At 71.4% G+C, this 15,138-nt stretch carries 14 protein-coding genes; 3 read left to right on the forward strand and 11 right to left on the reverse strand.

Translation table 11 applies throughout. The features are described 5' to 3' along the window. Positions 1-93: 93 nt before the first annotated feature. Positions 94-1,431, forward strand: coding sequence for a glutamine synthetase family protein (locus HDG69_RS18410; protein ID WP_171785269.1), 1,338 nt, complete (start codon positions 94-96; stop codon positions 1,429-1,431). Between the two features lie 35 nt (positions 1,432-1,466). Next, positions 1,467-4,613: a bifunctional [glutamine synthetase] adenylyltransferase/[glutamine synthetase]-adenylyl-L-tyrosine phosphorylase gene (locus tag HDG69_RS18415; RefSeq protein ID WP_171785270.1), complete on the forward strand. Its 3,147-nt coding sequence runs from the start codon at positions 1,467-1,469 to the stop codon at positions 4,611-4,613. Between the two features lie 6 nt (positions 4,614-4,619). Here the strand turns inward: HDG69_RS18415 and HDG69_RS18420 are convergent, their stop codons facing one another. From HDG69_RS18420 to glnA, 7 genes are all read right to left on the reverse strand, one after another. Then, the gene (locus tag HDG69_RS18420; protein ID WP_343036518.1) at positions 4,620-5,333 is read right to left on the reverse strand and encodes an ABC transporter permease; all 714 of its coding nucleotides are present in this window, start codon (positions 5,331-5,333) and stop codon (positions 4,620-4,622) included. Between the two features lie 13 nt (positions 5,334-5,346). Continuing rightward, positions 5,347-6,258 (reverse strand): ABC transporter ATP-binding protein, encoded by a 912-nt coding sequence (locus tag HDG69_RS18425; protein WP_171785271.1) that lies wholly within the window; start codon positions 6,256-6,258, stop codon positions 5,347-5,349. After that, a complete protein-coding gene (locus tag HDG69_RS18430; protein ID WP_171785272.1) occupies positions 6,258-7,163 on the reverse strand; it encodes an ABC transporter permease in 906 nt (301 codons plus the stop codon). The genes HDG69_RS18425 and HDG69_RS18430 overlap by 1 nt, the downstream gene beginning before the upstream one ends. Then, positions 7,150-8,064, reverse strand: a complete 915-nt coding sequence (locus HDG69_RS18435) for an ATP-binding cassette domain-containing protein (protein ID WP_171785273.1) — start codon at positions 8,062-8,064, stop codon at positions 7,150-7,152. Before HDG69_RS18435 ends, HDG69_RS18430 begins: the two co-directional genes overlap by 14 nt. 63 nt (positions 8,065-8,127) lie before the next feature. Next, a complete protein-coding gene (locus HDG69_RS18440; RefSeq protein WP_171785274.1) occupies positions 8,128-8,907 on the reverse strand; it encodes a DUF429 domain-containing protein in 780 nt (259 codons plus the stop codon). 125 nt (positions 8,908-9,032) lie between these two features. Next, on the reverse strand, positions 9,033-9,902 hold the full coding sequence (locus tag HDG69_RS18445) for an AraC family transcriptional regulator (RefSeq protein WP_171785275.1): 870 nt from the start codon (positions 9,900-9,902) through the stop codon (positions 9,033-9,035). A 157-nt stretch (positions 9,903-10,059) separates the two neighbouring features. Continuing rightward, a complete protein-coding gene (gene glnA, locus HDG69_RS18450; protein ID WP_171785276.1) occupies positions 10,060-11,484 on the reverse strand; it encodes a type I glutamate--ammonia ligase in 1,425 nt (474 codons plus the stop codon). Positions 11,485-11,618: 134 nt separating this feature from the next. On the opposite strand from glnA, the gene HDG69_RS18455 reads away from it, so the two are divergent. Further along, entirely contained in the window at positions 11,619-12,065 is a 447-nt protein-coding gene (locus HDG69_RS18455) for an RDD family protein (RefSeq protein ID WP_171785277.1), read from the forward strand. Positions 12,066-12,128: 63 nt separating this feature from the next. Here HDG69_RS18455 and HDG69_RS18460 read toward each other — a convergent pair whose 3' ends face one another. The 4 genes from HDG69_RS18460 to HDG69_RS18475 are packed head-to-tail and all read right to left on the reverse strand — an operon-like array spanning position 12,129 to position 15,112. Beyond that, positions 12,129-12,863: a DUF4191 domain-containing protein gene (locus HDG69_RS18460; RefSeq protein WP_171785278.1), complete on the reverse strand. Its 735-nt coding sequence runs from the start codon at positions 12,861-12,863 to the stop codon at positions 12,129-12,131. Positions 12,864-12,874: 11 nt separating this feature from the next. Beyond that, positions 12,875-13,885 carry a lipoyl synthase gene (gene lipA / locus HDG69_RS18465; protein ID WP_171785279.1) on the reverse strand — a complete coding sequence of 337 codons (1,011 nt, stop codon included), beginning with the start codon at positions 13,883-13,885 and terminating at the stop codon, positions 12,875-12,877. Positions 13,886-13,911: 26 nt separating this feature from the next. Then, positions 13,912-14,628 (reverse strand): lipoyl(octanoyl) transferase LipB, encoded by a 717-nt coding sequence (gene lipB, locus HDG69_RS18470; RefSeq protein ID WP_171785280.1) that lies wholly within the window; start codon positions 14,626-14,628, stop codon positions 13,912-13,914. 25 nt (positions 14,629-14,653) lie between these two features. Further along, on the reverse strand, positions 14,654-15,112 hold the full coding sequence (locus HDG69_RS18475) for a MarR family transcriptional regulator (RefSeq protein ID WP_171785281.1): 459 nt from the start codon (positions 15,110-15,112) through the stop codon (positions 14,654-14,656). Between the last annotated feature and the right edge of the window lie 26 nt (positions 15,113-15,138).

Raw genomic sequence — 15,138 nt, forward strand, 5'->3', positions numbered from 1 at the left:
GCGACAGCCGGGTGGGACCTCGTCTCGCGTCCGGTCGACGGCGCCGGAGCGGTGCGTCACCCACGGTTAACAGGTATCGGGCAGGATGGGGTCATGGACAGGCAGCAGGAGTTCGTTCTCCGCACGGTCGAGGAGCGCGACATCCGCTTCATCCGTCTCTGGTTCACCGACGTGCTGGGGGTGCTCAAGTCGGTCGCGGTCGCACCTGCCGAGCTCGAGCAGGCCTTCGTCGAGGGCATCGGGTTCGACGGCAGCTCGATCGAGGGGCTGACGCGGGTCTACGAGGCGGACATGATCGCCAAGCCCGACCCGACCACCTTCCAGGTGCTGCCCTGGCGTGGCGAGCGCCACGGCACGGGACGGATGTTCTGCGACATCCTGACGCCGGAGGGCGAGCCGTCTCTCGCCGACTCGCGCAACGTCCTCAAGCGGCAGCTCGCCAAGGCCAGCGACAAGGGCTTCACCTTCTACACGCATCCCGAGGTGGAGTTCTACCTCTTCAACCAGATGTCCTCCAGCGACCAGCCGCTCCAGCCGGTGGACGACGGCGGCTACTTCGACCACCTGGCCCGTGGCAGCACGCACGACTTCCGCCGTGCCGCCATCACCATGCTCGAGTCGATGGGCATCTCGGTGGAGTTCTCCCACCACGAGGCCGGTCCGGGGCAGAACGAGATCGACCTGCGCTACGCCGATGCGCTGACGACCGCCGACAACCTCATGACCTTCCGCACGGTGGTCAAGGAGGTGGCGCTCGAGCAGGGAGTGTTCGCGTCGTTCATGCCCAAGCCGCTGGCCGACCAGCCGGGCTCGGGCATGCACACGCACATGTCGCTCTTCGAGGAGGACCACAACGCCTTCCACGAGCCGGGCGCGCAGTTCGAGCTGTCCAAGACCGGGCGTCAGTTCATCGCCGGGCTCCTCGTGCACGCCGGCGAGATCACCGCGGTGACGAACCAGCACGTGAACTCGTACAAGCGGCTCTGGGGCGGCGCCGAGGCGCCCAGCTACATCTGCTGGGGGCACAACAACCGGTCCGCGCTCGTGCGCGTGCCGATGTACAAGCCGGGCAAGGGCAACTCCTCGCGGGTCGAGTACCGGGCGCTGGACTCCGCCGCCAACCCCTACCTGGCGTTCGCCGTGCTGCTGGCGGCCGGTCTCAAGGGCATCGAGGAGGGCTACGAGCTCCCGGAGGCCACCGAGGACGACGTCTGGGAGCTGACCGGTTCCGAGCGCCGCGCGCTCGGTATCGCCCCGCTGCCGGACTCGCTCGACGAGGCCATCGAGCTCATGGAGTCCTCCGAGCTCGTGGCCGAGACGCTCGGCGAGCACGTCTTCGACTACGTGCTGCGCAACAAGCGCAACGAGTGGGACGCCTACCGCGCACAGGTCACGCCGTACGAGCTGCGGACCTCGCTGCAGTTCCTCTGATCCGTGGTGAGGCCCGGGGCGGCTAGGGTCGGGACGTGAGCTCGACGACGTCCGGCACCGGCAGACGCGAGACCCTGACCCGAAGGCTCCTTCGGGCAGGTTTCGCCGACCTCACGCGATCGGCCTCGCTGTGGGCCGACGACGACCTTCAGCGGCGCCTGCCGCCGGACGGCGGGGAGTCGTTGCTGCAGACCCTCGGCGCCACGGCCGACCCCGACCTCGCCCTGCTCCAGCTCGTCCGCCTCGCGGGCGCTCCCGGCGCCGGCGACCGCGTCGACCACCTGCTGTCCGCCGGGCCGGGCGGTCCCGAGGCCGCCACCCGCACGCGGCTGCTGGCCGTGCTGGGGGCGTCATCCGCCCTGGGCGACGAGATCGTGCGGCGACCCGGTCTCCTCGACTCCCTCGCAGGGGAGGAGTCGGACATCGGCACCGACCCGGCTGCCGTCCGTGCCGAGCTGCTGCGGGCCGTCGGAGCCGACCCGGCGGCTGACGACCCCGTGGCCGCAGCAGACCCCGCCCCGGGCACGGACGAGACCCCGGCGTGGGCCGACGTCGCCGCCCGCACCTCCACCGACGCGCTGCGGCGGGCCTACCGCGCGCGCCTGCTACGGATCGCCGCCACGGACCTGACCGCCACCGACCCGCTCGTGCTGCTGCCCGCCGTCGCCGCCGCGCTGGCCGACCTCGCCTCCGCCGCGCTGGAGGCGGCCCTCGCCGTCGCGCGGTGCCACCAGCCGGACCACGGCGCCGGCGTGCGCCTCGCGGTGATCGGCATGGGCAAGACCGGCGGCCGCGAGCTCAACTACATCTCCGACGTCGACGTCGTCTACGTCTGCGAACCCGCCCGCACGGCGGACGGCACCGCGGTGATGGAGGAGTCGGCCGCCATGCGCGTCGGTGCGCAGCTCGCCGCCCGCTTGCAGAAGGTGTGCGGCGGCACCTCGGCCGAGCCGGCGCTGTGGGAGGTCGACGCCGCGCTGCGACCCGAGGGCAAGCAGGGTCCGCTCGTCCGGTCGCTCGAGAGCCACGTCGCCTACTACGAGCGCTGGGCCCAGACGTGGGAGTTCCAGGCGCTGCTCAAGGCGAGGCACGTCGCCGGTGACGCGGAGCTCGGGGCCGCCTACCGGGAGGCCGTCGACCCCTTCGTGTGGGCGGCCGTGAACCGCGACCACTTCGTCGAGGACGCCCAGGCGATGCGTCGGCGCGTGGAGGAGCACGTCCCTGTCGCCGAGGCGGACCGCCAGATCAAGCTCGGCAAGGGCGGCCTGCGCGACGTCGAGTTCACCGTCCAGCTGCTCCAGCTCGTGCACGGACGCACCGCGGAGTCCATCCACGCCGCCAACACTCTCGCGGCGCTGGACGCCCTCGCCCACGCGGGGTTCGTGGGTCGCGAGCACGCCGCGCGGATGGGGGAGTGCTACCGCTTCCTGCGTTCGCTCGAGCACCGGGTCCAGCTCTTCCGGCTGCGCCGCACGCACCTGCTGCCCACCTCGGAGGAGGACCTGCGTCGTCTGGCCCGGTCCCTGGGTCTGCGAGGACAGGGTGCCGACGACCTGATGCGTCTCTGGCGGGACACCCGCCGCGAGGTCAGAGCGTTGCACGAGGCCGTCTTCTACCGGCCGTTGCTGCCCGCCTGGGCACAGCTGTCCGACGACGAGCTGTCGCTCGCGCCGGACGCCGCCAGGGCACGCTTCTCCGCCGTCGGCTATCGCGATCCCGACGGGGCGATGCGTCATGTCGTGGCCCTCACCGAGGGGACCTCGCGACGGGCGGCGCTGCAGCGTCAGCTCCTGCCGGTGATGCTGGGTTGGTTCGCCGAGGGAGCGGACCCCGACGCAGGGCTCCTCGCCTTCCGCAAGCTCTCCGAGTCGCTGGGTGCCACGCCCTGGTATCTGCGCCTCCTGCGGGACTCCGGCAACGCCGCCTATCACCTCGCCCACCTGCTGGCGTCCTCCCGCTACCTCGCGGACGCCCTGGCGCGGTCACCGGAGTCGGTGCAGTGGCTCGCGGACACCTCGCGACTGGAGCCCCGCGGCCCCCAGCGCCTCGCCGCCGAGGCCGACGCCGTGCTCGCCCGGGTCGACGACCCCGGGCCGGCGGCGACGAAGCTGCGTGCCCTGCGGCGCCGGGAGCTGGCACGCACCGGCGCCGGCGAGGTGCTCGGTGTGCTCGACCCGGTCCAGGCGCAGGCCGCGATCTCCGACGCCGCCGACATGGTCCTGCTCGGTGGGCTGCGGGTCGCGGAGTACGCCGCGCGGTCGGAGCTGGGTCTCGGGACCGACGCTGCTGCGAACCCGACCCGGATGCTCGTGGTGGCCATGGGGCGCATCGGCGGTCGGGAGATGGGCTACGGCTCGGACGCCGACGTGATGTTCGTGCACGACCCGGTGCCCGGCGCCGACGCCGCGCTGGCGAAGGACTTCGCCGTGCGCACGGCGCGCACCCTGCAGAAGATGCTCTCCGCCGTCGGCACCGAACCGAACCTGCCCGTCGACGCGGACCTGCGGCCCGAGGGACGTCAGGGGGCGCTCGTGCGCACCTTCGACTCCTACGTGGAGTACTACGCGCGGTGGATCGACGTGTGGGAGCAGCAAGCCCTGCTGCGGGCGCGGCCGCTCGCCGGAGCCCTCGGGGGGGACGCCGAGCTGGCCGGACGCTTCACGGACCTGGTCGACCGGTACCGCTACCCCTCCGGTGGGCTGCCGGATCCCGCGCTGCGCGAGGTGCGACGCATCAAGGCCCGTGTCGAGGCCGAGCGGCTGCCGCGCGGCGCCGACCCGACCCGGCACCTGAAGCTCGGTCGCGGCGGGGTCTCGGACGTCGAGTGGGCCGCCCAGCTCCTGCAGCTCCAGCACGCGCACGAGGTCCCCGGCCTGCGGGTGACCGAGACGGTGGCGGCGCTCGACGCCGCGGAGTCCGCGGGTCTGCTCGACGCGTTGGACGCGGAGTGGCTGCGTGAGGCGTGGGTGCTGGCCTCGCGTCTGCGCTCCGCGCTCGTGCTGTGGTCCGGCAAGGTCGGCGGCCCCCGGGGCGACGTGCTGCCCGCCGACGCCTGGGCGCTGTCGGGGCTGGCCAACCTGCTCGGCGACGTCGAGAGCGGCGGTGAGCTGGAGGAGCTCTACCTGCGGACGTCTCGGCGGGCTCGGACGGTCATGGAGCGCGTCGTCTACGGCGAGGACTGAGAGCGTTCAGTCCTCCGTGGCCAGGGTCAGGGCGGCCAGCCGGTTCCCGGCGTACCAGGTCCCGACCACGAGCACGGCCACGATCAGTCCGCAGGCCAGGCCCAGCCCGACGTCGGCCGCGACCACCCCGGCCGGGGCGATCGCGTCGGTGATCGACAGCGCCCACTGCTGGATGCTGAGGTTGCGCGCACCGGGGACGAAGCTGCCCACCAGGCTCTCCCAGATCAGGGCGTAGACGAGCCCGATGATGACGGCGTGCCGGGTGAGGAGCGTCAGGAGCAGGAACAGCACGGCGTAGACGGCCCCGGCAGCCAGCGCTCCGACCCCGAACGCCAGGACCGTCTGCGCCCCGGTGCCCAGGATCACGGCCGCGAGCACCGTGGGAAGCACGGCCAGGGCGACCACGGCGCCGACCGCCACCACGAGCTTGCTCTGCACGATCGTGTGCCTCGACACCGGCTTGGCCAGCAGGTGCACGACCGAGCCGTCGTCGATCTCGGGGGCGATCGCCCCGGTGCCGACGATCAGCCCGAACAGCGGCAGGAACGTCGAGAAGACGATCGTGCGCAGGACCGTCGCGCCGTCGGCGGGTGACCCGGGAGCGAGCAGACGCGTCGCGACGGCGATCACGAGGATGAGGGCGGCCAGGGCGCCGAGGAGCCAGAGGCGTCGCCCGCCGAGCATCCCCTGGGCGGTCAGTCGGATGATGGTGCGGTTCACGGTGGCTTGGCTCCTAGTTCTCGACGAGGTAGGAGAAGACGCTCTCCAACGACTCGTCGGCCGGCGAGACCTCGAACAGGCGGACGTCCGCGTCGCGGGCGACCCGGGGGAGCAGCTCGGCGAAACGGAGGAACTCCCGGGCCTGGACGCGCAGCACGCCGTCCTCCAGGCTGACGCCGGCCGTGGACGGGTCGGCCACCAGGGCCGAGGCGAGCACCCGGTCGTCGCTCGAGACGACGGTGTACTGGTGGGGTCGGTCGGTCATCAGGCGCCGGATCTCGCGGTAGTCGCCCGACGCCGCGTACCGGCCGGCGACGACCACCTCGATCTGGTGGGCGAGCTGCTCGACCTCCTCGAGGATGTGGGAGCTGAACAGCACCGTGCGGCCCTCGGCCCCCATGCGGCGCAGCAGCTCGATCAGGTGCAGGCGCTGGCGCGGGTCCATCCCGTTGAACGGCTCGTCCAGGAGCAGCACGGTCGGGTCGTGCACCAGGGCGGAGGCCATCTTGACGCGCTGCTTCATGCCCTTGGAGTACTCGCCGACCTTGCGGTCCTGGGCGTCCTGCATCGCGACGGTCTCCAGCGCGCGTCGCGCTGCCGCCCCCGGGTCGTCGAGACCGTGCAGCTCGGCGCTCGCGACGACGAGCTGGCGCCCGGTGAGGTAGTCGTACGTGGCCTCGCGCTCCGTGACGATGCCGAGGACCCGGTAGGCCTCCGGGTTCTTCCAGGTGGCCGTCCCGTCGAGCGTCACGGTCCCGGCGGACGGAGGTAGGAACCCGGCGAGCATGTTGATCAGGGTCGACTTCCCGGCGCCGTTGGGCCCCAGGAGCCCGGTGATGCCGGGGCCGATCGACATCGAGACGTCGTTGACCGCCACGACGTTGCCGAACCAGCGGGAGCACTCTTCGATCCGCAGGGTGGCCATCAGACCTTCACCTTCCGGTAGCGACGGTTCAGGACCACGTAGCCGAGGGCCACGACGGCCAGCGAGGTCAGCAGGAACGCCGCGCCGGCGAGGTCGTTCGGCGGCCCCGCCGGCGTCGACGTGGTGACACCGAAGGCCCAGACCTGGACCCCGTCGACCAGCGTCATGGGTGAGAAGAGCCCGACCCACCCGGCGGTGGTGGGGTCGTCCGCGTCGAAGGCGATCACGCCCTGCATGCTGCTGACGATCGAGTAGCTCAGGACGAGCACGGTGACGATCGCGGCGATCCCGAAGCCTCGCCGGGACGTGAGCGACGCGATGACCAGCGACACGCTCGACAGGACGGCGGCGTACAGCAGCGCTCCCAGCAGCGCCTGGGCGACGTCCGCCGTCTCGCTCGCGGCGTCGAACCCGGCCGCGAGCGAACCGAGGTACATCACCAGCAGGGGAGCGGCGAGCAGGAGGAAGACGGCGGTGGTCAGGGCGGTGAGCTTGGCGCGCACGTAGTCGGCCCGCGCGAGCGGCCGCGCGAGGTACAGCGGCAGCGAGTGGAACCGCAGGTCGAGGGAGACGGACTGCGGGGCCGCGACCGCGACGAAGATCGCCAGCGCCGCCTGCAGGATCATCGCGTAACGGGTGTAGGGGACCACCGGACCGGAGAGCTGGCCCATCTGCTCGCCGACGACGGCGACGACGGCGAGCACGACGGCGGGCAGCAGCATGACCACGGCCATGCCCATCGGGATCACCTTGGACCGTGCGGCGCGGCCCAGCCCGAACGCACCCCGCAGGCCGTGGGTGTAGAGGGCCAGGGTGATCGCGCGTCGCGAGAGACGTTCGCCGTCGTAGCCCCGGTAGCCGATGTTGTGGATGACGCCTGCGGGCGCGCTGTCAGGAGATGACACGGGTGGCCTCCTCGTCGAACACCTCGGCGATGTGGTGGCGGCGCGGTGCGAGGCGCACCAGCCCGAGCTCCTGGTCCGCGACGACGTCTCGGACCTTGTCGTACGTCTCGTCGTCCTCGAGGGCGACCAGCAGCAGCAGGCCGTCCCGGACCACCTCGAGCCCGGCGTCCGCCAGCGCCACGAGGGCGTCGTCAGGGTCGGCGAGGACCTCCAGGGCGAGCCGGTCGCTGGACCGCGTGAAGTCGGCCACCGTCGACGAGCGCAGGAGGGTGCCGCCGTCGATGATCACCACGCCGTCGCAGATGCGCTCCAGCTCGCCCAGCAGGTGGGACGTGACGAGCACGGAGATGCCGAAGTCGGTGTGGATGCGCCGCACCAGCGACAGCATCTCGTCGCGTCCGGCCGGGTCGAGGCCGTTGGTCGGCTCGTCGAGGAAGACCACGTCAGGGTCGTGCACCAGCGCCTGTGCGAGCTTGACCCGCTGCTTCATGCCGGTGGAGTAGCCGCCGATCGGCCGGTAGCGCTCCTCGTAGAGCCCGACGTGGCGCAGGGTGTCGGCGGCGCGCTCGCGGGCCGCCGACGTCGGCAGCCCGGACATGCGCGCCAGGTGGACGACCAGCTCGGTCGCCGACATGTCGCCCGGCAGGCAGTCGTGCTCGGGCATGTACCCGACCCGGCTGCGCAGGGCGAGCCCGTCGGACACGATGTCGTGCCCCAGGACGGTCGCGGTACCCGACGTCGCCTCGGTCAGTCCCAGCAGGATCTTGAGCAGGGTCGACTTGCCCGCGCCGTTGGCACCGACCAGTCCCGTCACGCCGTCGCCGATGTCGATGGTCAGCGCGTCGAGCGCGGTGACCCGGGGGTACCTCTTGGTGAGTCGTTCCGTGGAGATGACTGGCACGCGCCTCACGCTAGCGACGGGGACCCGCCGCGGATAGGCCTTCGGGCGTGGACCAGGGAGCTTTCAGGGTGAACCCTGACGAGGACGGACCGAAGGGATGACAGCGGGACCGTCCGGACGGATGACCGGCGGCAGCGCGATCCACCCCTCGGTACGAGCCTCCTGGACGGCGTCGGGTGGCACGGGGTCGCAGCGGTCGAGCAGCACGAGGCCCGCCACGAGCGCGCAGACGACGGCGTCGAGGACGTCGTCGTGCTCGCGGCAGACGTTCTCGTGGCCGCCGAGATCGAGCCAGGGGAGCGCCGTGGCGAGACCCTCGACGAGCTTGGCGCGGACGGCTTGAGCCTCCGTGGTCCTGCCCTTGTAGCTCCGGAACGGCAGCTGCCAGATCTTCAGTGCCGCGGCCGGGTAGGTCTCGACGACGGCTCCTGATCCTCCGGTCCGGTCGACGGCGGTCCCGGCCTCGACGAGTCGGGACAGCAGGGCCGCGCACCGCATGGCGGTGGACCCGATCCGCTCGGCGGAGACGCTGAGCGGCCTGACACCTGCCTTCCGGACGACGTGCCGGTCGGTCGCCCGCAGCAGGAGGGGGGCGCGGGTGGGCGGCACGTCGAGGTCGAGGCCGCCGTCGCGGTGCGCGACGACGTAGTCGACGAACGCCGTCGGCCAGCCCAGCGGGCAGTCGATGCCGGTCCTGTCCGCGTGATCGATCAGCTCCACGAGGGAGTCGTCGTCCGCACCGAGCGAGGCGCTCGCCAGACGGGCGCCGTGGGTGTACCACTCGATCGTCGCGACGCCGGTCTTGCGGGGGTCGGTCGAGAGGTCGATGCCGCCGGATCGCATCCTGCCGATCGTAGTACCGGGAGTGATGGGGCCGCAGGAGGGAGGCTCGCCGACGAAGCGAGGCGCGGACATCCTCACGGTGCCGACCGTGCCGGCACCGTGAGGACCTCCATGCTGCTCGTCGGTCAGGCGCGTTCCACGGGCATCCAGATCTCGCACGTGGCGCTCGTGAAGTCCTCGTCGTGCTCCAGGACCGCCACGATCGACGGGCCGGGGCGCAGCCGCCACGGGTTCGACGGGAACCACTCCGACGCGGTGGCCGCGTAGGCCTCCTGCAGCGCCCGCGGGTGCGGTCCCTGGGTCGTGAACACCGCCCAGCTCCCGGCGGCCACGAAGAGGACGTCCAGGTCCTGCGGCACCGGCGTGCCGGCGGTCACCGCCACGCCGTGCAGGTAGGTCAGCTCGGTGCCCTCCGGGCTGTCCTGCTCCAGCTCGTCGCTGATCTGCAGGATGCCGGCGGGGGAGGTGTTGCCCGACTCCTTGAGCCGCAGGTGCTCCTCCGTCGGGATCGCGGCGATGTGCTCCTGGATGTGAGGGTTGATGCCCTCGTGGACGAGCGGCACCCGGGCGGCGTGGCCGACGAGGCGCAGGTCGGGTCGTTCGATGAGTCGGACGTGCATGGGCGTGTTCCCTTCGACGGTCAGGCGGAACCTGAGCTGCTGTTGACCGCGGAAGGGACCCCCGGCGCGGCGTGCGTCGCTGAGACCGAGGCCGTGGACGGCACGGAACGCGCGGCCGAACGCCTCGGTCGAGCCATAGCCGTACCTGACCGCGAGCGTCAGCAGATCGTCGGCCGACTCCGCCACGTCGGCGGCGGCGAGCATCATCCGACGACGGCGGACGTACTCCGAGACGGGCATGCCCGCCAGCGACGAGAACATCCGACGCAGGTGGTGCTCCGTGGTGCCGTGCTCGGCTGCCACTCTGGCGACGTCCACCTGCTCGGCCGCCGCCTCCTCGACGGCGTCCACCAGGTGGTTCAGCGCTGCGAACATCGCGAGCCTCCTTCCAGGGACAAGCCTCCAGGAGCCGGAGGCGTCCGCGCCCGACCGTCGCGGACCGGCTCGATCATCGCAGGAACGACGAAGGCCCCGGCGGGTGCCGGGGCCTTCGTGGTGACGCGACAGCGTCGGGTCCTGCTCCTACGACCGATCAGATGTCGTAGTAGAGCTCGAACTCGTGGGGGTGCGGGCGCAGACGGATCGGGTCGATCTCGTTGGTGCGCTTGTAGTCGATCCAGGTGGCGATGATGTCCTCGGAGAAGACGTCGCCCTGGGTGAGGAACTCGTGGTCGGCCTCGAGGTTGTCGAGGGCCTCACCGAGGGAGGCAGGGACCTGGGCGATCTCCGCGTGCTCCTCGGGCGGGAGCTCGTACAGGTCCTTGTCGACCGGCGCCGGGGGCTCGATGCGGTTCTTGATGCCGTCGATGCCCGCGAGGAGCTGGGCGGCGAACGCCAGATACGGGTTGGCCGAGGGGTCCGGCACGCGGAACTCGACGCGCTTGGCCTTCGGCGAGTTGCCCGTGACCGGGATACGGATGCACGCGGAGCGGTTGCGCGCCGAGTAGACCAGGTTGACCGGGGCCTCGTAGCCGGGCACCAGACGGTGGTACGAGTTGGCCGACGGGTTGGTGAACGCCAGCAGCGACGGCGCGTGCTTGAGCAGGCCGCCGATGTACCAGCGGGCCATGTCGGACAGGCCGCCGTAGCCCTTCTCGTCGTAGAACAGCGGCTCGCCGTCCAGCCACAGGGACTGGTGGGAGTGCATGCCCGAGCCGTTGTCGCCGAAGATCGGCTTCGGCATGAAGGTCACGGACTTGCCGGCCTGCCAGGCGACGTTCTTGACGACGTACTTGAACTTCATCAGGTCGTCGGCGGAGTGCAGCAGGGTGTTGAACTTGTAGTTGATCTCCTGCTGGCCGGCGGTGCCCACCTCGTGGTGCGCGCGCTCGACGTCGAGACCGACCTGGGCCAGCGCGGCGCAGATCTCGTCCCGCAGGTCCGCGAACTGGTCGTTCGGGGAGACGGGGAAGTAGCCGCCCTTGTACCGGGTCTTGTACCCGAGGTTGCCGCCCTCCTCCTCGCGCCCGGTGTTCCAGGCCGCCTCGACGGAGTCGATCTGGTAGAAGCTCGAGTTCGCCGACGTCGCGAAGCGGACGTCGTCGAAGATGTAGAACTCGGCCTCGGGGGCGAAGAACGCGGTGTCCGCGATGCCGGTGGAGCGCAGGTACGCCTCGGCCTTGGCGGCGATCGTGCGCGGGTCGCGACCGTAGGGCTCGTCCGTGAACGGGTCCACGATCGAGAAGTTCATGATGAGCGTCTTGCGCTTGCGGAACGGGTCGAGGTACGCCGTCGTGACGTCCGGGACCAGCTTCATGTCCGACTCGTGGATCGCCTGGAAGCCTCGGATCGAGGAGCCGTCGAACATCAGGCCCTCGGTGAAGGAGTCCTCGTCGAACTGCCCGACGGGGATGTTGAAGTGCTGCATCACGCCCGGCAGGTCGATGAACCGGACGTCGATGAACTCCACCCCCTCGTTGCGGGTGAAGGCGATTGCCTCCTCGGCATTGGTGAACATGCAGGCTCTCCTTGGTGAGACGGTGCCAGGTCGCTCGGCGCCCTTGACGCTAGGGCTGCAGGGTTACCCTTGCATAGCGCCGATGTTTCGACCGTGTTACGTGACCACCCGGTGACCGCGCGTAGGCTGATGACATGGCTTCACGTGGCGATCTTGGGTCGTGGTTGACCGGTGGCAGCGTCCCGACAGGTGAGACCGGCGGGCGCGACCGGCTCGGTCTGCCTGCCTCGGGCGCCGGTTCGCGGGCTCCGCTCGGGCGCCGGGTGGTCGCGCTGTGCGTCGACTGGGCCCTGGCCGAGGCGATCAGCTTCGGCTTCTTCGGGCGAGACCCGATGGTGACCCTGGCGATCTTCGCGGTGATGAACCTGATCCTGGTGTCGTCCGTCGGGTCGACGATCGGCCACCGGTTGCTCGGTCTCCAGGTGCGCAGGCTCGGTGTCGAGGGGCCGCACCTGGTCGGCTTCGGCCGCGGCACGGTCCGCACCCTGCTGCTGTGCCTGGTGATCCCGCCGGTCGTCTGGGACGCCGACGGTCGCGGCATGCACGACAGAGCGGCCGGCACGGTCATCGTGCGTCGATGACGGTACCGGCCGCTCGTGGTCGTCCTGGAAGCCTGCGTCGTCCCGGAGGCGTGCGCCGTGCGGTCAGCGCCCGCGCATTCCCTTGCGGTCCGGGCGGGCCTTCATCGGGTCGACGCCCTTGGGCACCGGCAGGCGCACCCCACCGAGCGCCTTGAGGCGCTTGCCGACCTCGGCGGACTCGGCACGCGTGAGCTTCTTCTTCAGCTTCTGGACCTTGCGGGCCACCTTGGGCAGCGGGATCTGCCCCTCGGCGTTACCCACCTGCAGCAGGGTGATCGGCACGTTCGGCAGCACGCGTGCGGTACGACGGCGCTCGTCGTCCAGCATGCGCTGCACGCGGTGCGCCGGGCCCTCGGAGACGAGGACGACGCCCGGCCGGCCGATGCCGCGGAACACGAGGTCCTGCTGCCGGCTGACCGCCACGGGCTCGTCGTCGAAGTTCCAGCCGCCGCGCACGGTGCCGAGCGCGGCGCGCACGGCACCGGGCTGTCCCTCGATCTGCGTGTAGGCCGCGCGCTCCGCCTTGCGGGTCAGGACGAACATCGCGCCCAGCAGGGAGAACGGCAGGCCGATCACGGTCGCGTAGATCGGGTGCCCGGTGAGGAAACCGACGAGCAGCGAGAGCGCGAGGATGCCGCAGAAGACCGCGAGCATGATCCAGGTGACGAGCGGGTCCTGCCGCCGCGTCATCTTGTAGGCGGCCCATACCTGGTGGTACCACCGCTGCTTCTTGGGCTTCTTCTGCTTCTTCGTGGGCGCGTCGGCGGAGTCGCCGGCGCCGGACTTGGTGCGGGCCATGGTCGTTGAGTCTACTGGGCGCGGGAGGCCACGAGGCTCGCGGCCTCCTGACGTGCGGTCGTCGGTTCGGTCAGGTGCGCCAGCGCCTCGGGGACGGCTTCGCCGCGGTGGGTCATCGCCTGACCCCAGAGGCGTCCGGCGCGGTACGAGGACCGCACGAGCGGGCCGGCCATGACCCCGAGGAACCCGACCGCCTCGGCGTGCTCGCTCAGCTCGACGAACTCCTCCGGCCGCACCCAGCGGTCCACCGGGTGGTGGCGCAGCGAGGGGCGCAGGTACTGGGTGATGGTGATGAGGTCGCAGCCGGCGTCGTGCAGGTCCTCGAGCGCCTGCTTGACCTCGTCGATGGTCTCGCCCATGCCGAGGATGAGGTTGGACTTGGTGACCAGGCCGGCCTCGCGGGCGCGGGTCAGCACCGACAGCGAGCGCTCGTAGCGGAACGCCGGCCGGATCTGCTTGAAGATTCGCGGGACGGTCTCGACGTTGTGGGCGAGCACCTCGGGTCGCGACTCGTTGACCTGGTCGAGGAGCTCGGGGATCGCGTTGAAGTCCGGGATGAGCAGCTCGACGCCGGTGCCCGGGTTGAGAGCGTGGATCTGGCGCACGGTCTCGGCGTAGAGCCAGGCGCCGCCGTCGGCCAGGTCGTCGCGGGCGACGCCGGTGATCGTCGAGTACTTCAGGCCCATCTCGCGCACGGACTCGGCCACGCGCCGGGGCTCGTCGGCATCGAAGTCCGCGGGCTTGCCGGTGTCGATCTGGCAGAAGTCGCACCGGCGGGTGCACTGGTCGCCGCCGATGAGGAAGGTGGCCTCGCGGTCCTCCCAGCACTCGAAGATGTTGGGACAGCCCGCCTCCTCGCACACGGTGTGCAGCCCACCGCCCTTGACGAGGCTCTTGAGCTCCTTGTACTCGGGACCCATGACGGCGCGCGTCTTGATCCAGTCGGGCTTCTTCTCGATGGGGGTGGTGGCGTTGCGGGCCTCGACCCGCAGCATGCGGCGGCCCTCAGGTGCGATGGTCACGACGTCGGTCCCTTCGTAGACGGCACTCAGCCTACGGCGGAGCCCGCGGGGGTGGGGCGGATGTCTTGCGAGGTGGCCGTGACTTCCGTCACCAGGGGGGCGAGGTGCTCCTGCAGGGCCGCCGCCAGCAGCGGGCGGATCTCCTCGACGGTCACGGCCCGGCCCGCCTCGGCGGACAGCGAGGTTACGTCGGCGTCGTCGATCCCGCACGGCACGATGGCGTCGAAGGCCGTCAGGTCGGCGTCGCAGTTCAGCGCGAGGCCGTGCATGGTCACGCCGCGGGCCACGCGGGCCCCGATCGCGCAGACCTTGCGCGCGCGGCGCGGTGCCGCGCCCTCGTACCCGGCCCGGACGCCGTCGTCGGCGGCGAACCAGACACCGGAGCGACCCTCCACCCGGACCGTGCTCAGGCCGAGAGCGGCGCACACGGCCATCACCGCCGTCTCGAGGGTGCGCACGTACTGCACGACGTCGACGGGCGAGCGCAGCGCGACGATCGGGTAGGCGACGAGCTGGCCGGGGCCGTGCCAGGTGATCTTGCCGCCGCGGTCGACGTCGACCACCTCGGTACCGTCGGTGGGGTACTCGTCGCGCCGGGTGCGCCGGCCGGCCGTGTAGACGCTGTCGTGCTCGAGCAGGTAGGTCACGCCCGGGGAGCCGCCGCGGACGGACTCGTGCGTGCGTCGTTGCAGGTCCCAGGCCTCGCGGTAGTCCGTGCGGCCCGGCAGCGTGACGACGTCCATGCTGGCAGGCTACTCCGCCGGCGAGCTACCGCGCTGGCGGGGTCGCGTCCGGGCGGCCCGCCTGCACCATGGTGACCAGCAGCTCACGGAACGCCTGGGCCTGGTCGTCGTCCAGCCCGCGGACGGTGAGGTCCTCGGCGGGCTGGCGCTGCCCGGCCTCGGCGGCGGCCCGGCGCCCGGCCTCCGTGACCGCCACGGCCCGACGACGGCGGTCGCGCGGGTCGGTGGAGCGCGTGACGTACCCGGAGCGCTCAAGCCGGGCGACGACCTTGCTCATGGTCTGCTCGGTGACCCCGGAGAGCTCGGCGAGCTCGCGCTGGGTGCGGGGGCCCTTGAACAGGTGCAGGAGCACAGGGAACCCGGCATGGTTGAGCTCCCAGCCCGCCAGGTGGTCGTTCCACTCGTGCTCGATGCGGCGCACGAGGGTGAACAGCAGCCGCCCGGTGGGCCAGTCGGCAGGTTCCTCGCTCGTCGGGTCTGTCACTTGCCCAGGATGCCCTTCCGGTGGAG

Source organism: Isoptericola halotolerans (assembly GCF_013149785.1).
Taxonomy (GTDB): Bacteria; Actinomycetota; Actinomycetes; order Actinomycetales; family Cellulomonadaceae; genus Isoptericola; species Isoptericola halotolerans.

Coding starts and splice junctions, on each gene's coding strand:
- HDG69_RS18410 (WP_171785269.1), top strand. CDS start 94: ATGGACAGGCAGCAGGAGTTCGTTCTCCGCACGGTCGAGGAGCGCGAC.
- HDG69_RS18425 (WP_171785271.1), bottom strand. CDS start 6,258: ATGGCCACCCTGCGGATCGAAGAGTGCTCCCGCTGGTTCGGCAACGTC.
- HDG69_RS18440 (WP_171785274.1), bottom strand. CDS start 8,907: ATGCGATCCGGCGGCATCGACCTCTCGACCGACCCCCGCAAGACCGGC.
- HDG69_RS18445 (WP_171785275.1), bottom strand. CDS start 9,902: ATGTTCGCAGCGCTGAACCACCTGGTGGACGCCGTCGAGGAGGCGGCG.
- glnA (WP_171785276.1), bottom strand. CDS start 11,484: ATGTTCACCAATGCCGAGGAGGCAATCGCCTTCACCCGCAACGAGGGG.
- HDG69_RS18455 (WP_171785277.1), top strand. CDS start 11,619: ATGGCTTCACGTGGCGATCTTGGGTCGTGGTTGACCGGTGGCAGCGTC.
- HDG69_RS18460 (WP_171785278.1), bottom strand. CDS start 12,863: ATGGCCCGCACCAAGTCCGGCGCCGGCGACTCCGCCGACGCGCCCACG.
- lipB (WP_171785280.1), bottom strand. CDS start 14,628: ATGGACGTCGTCACGCTGCCGGGCCGCACGGACTACCGCGAGGCCTGG.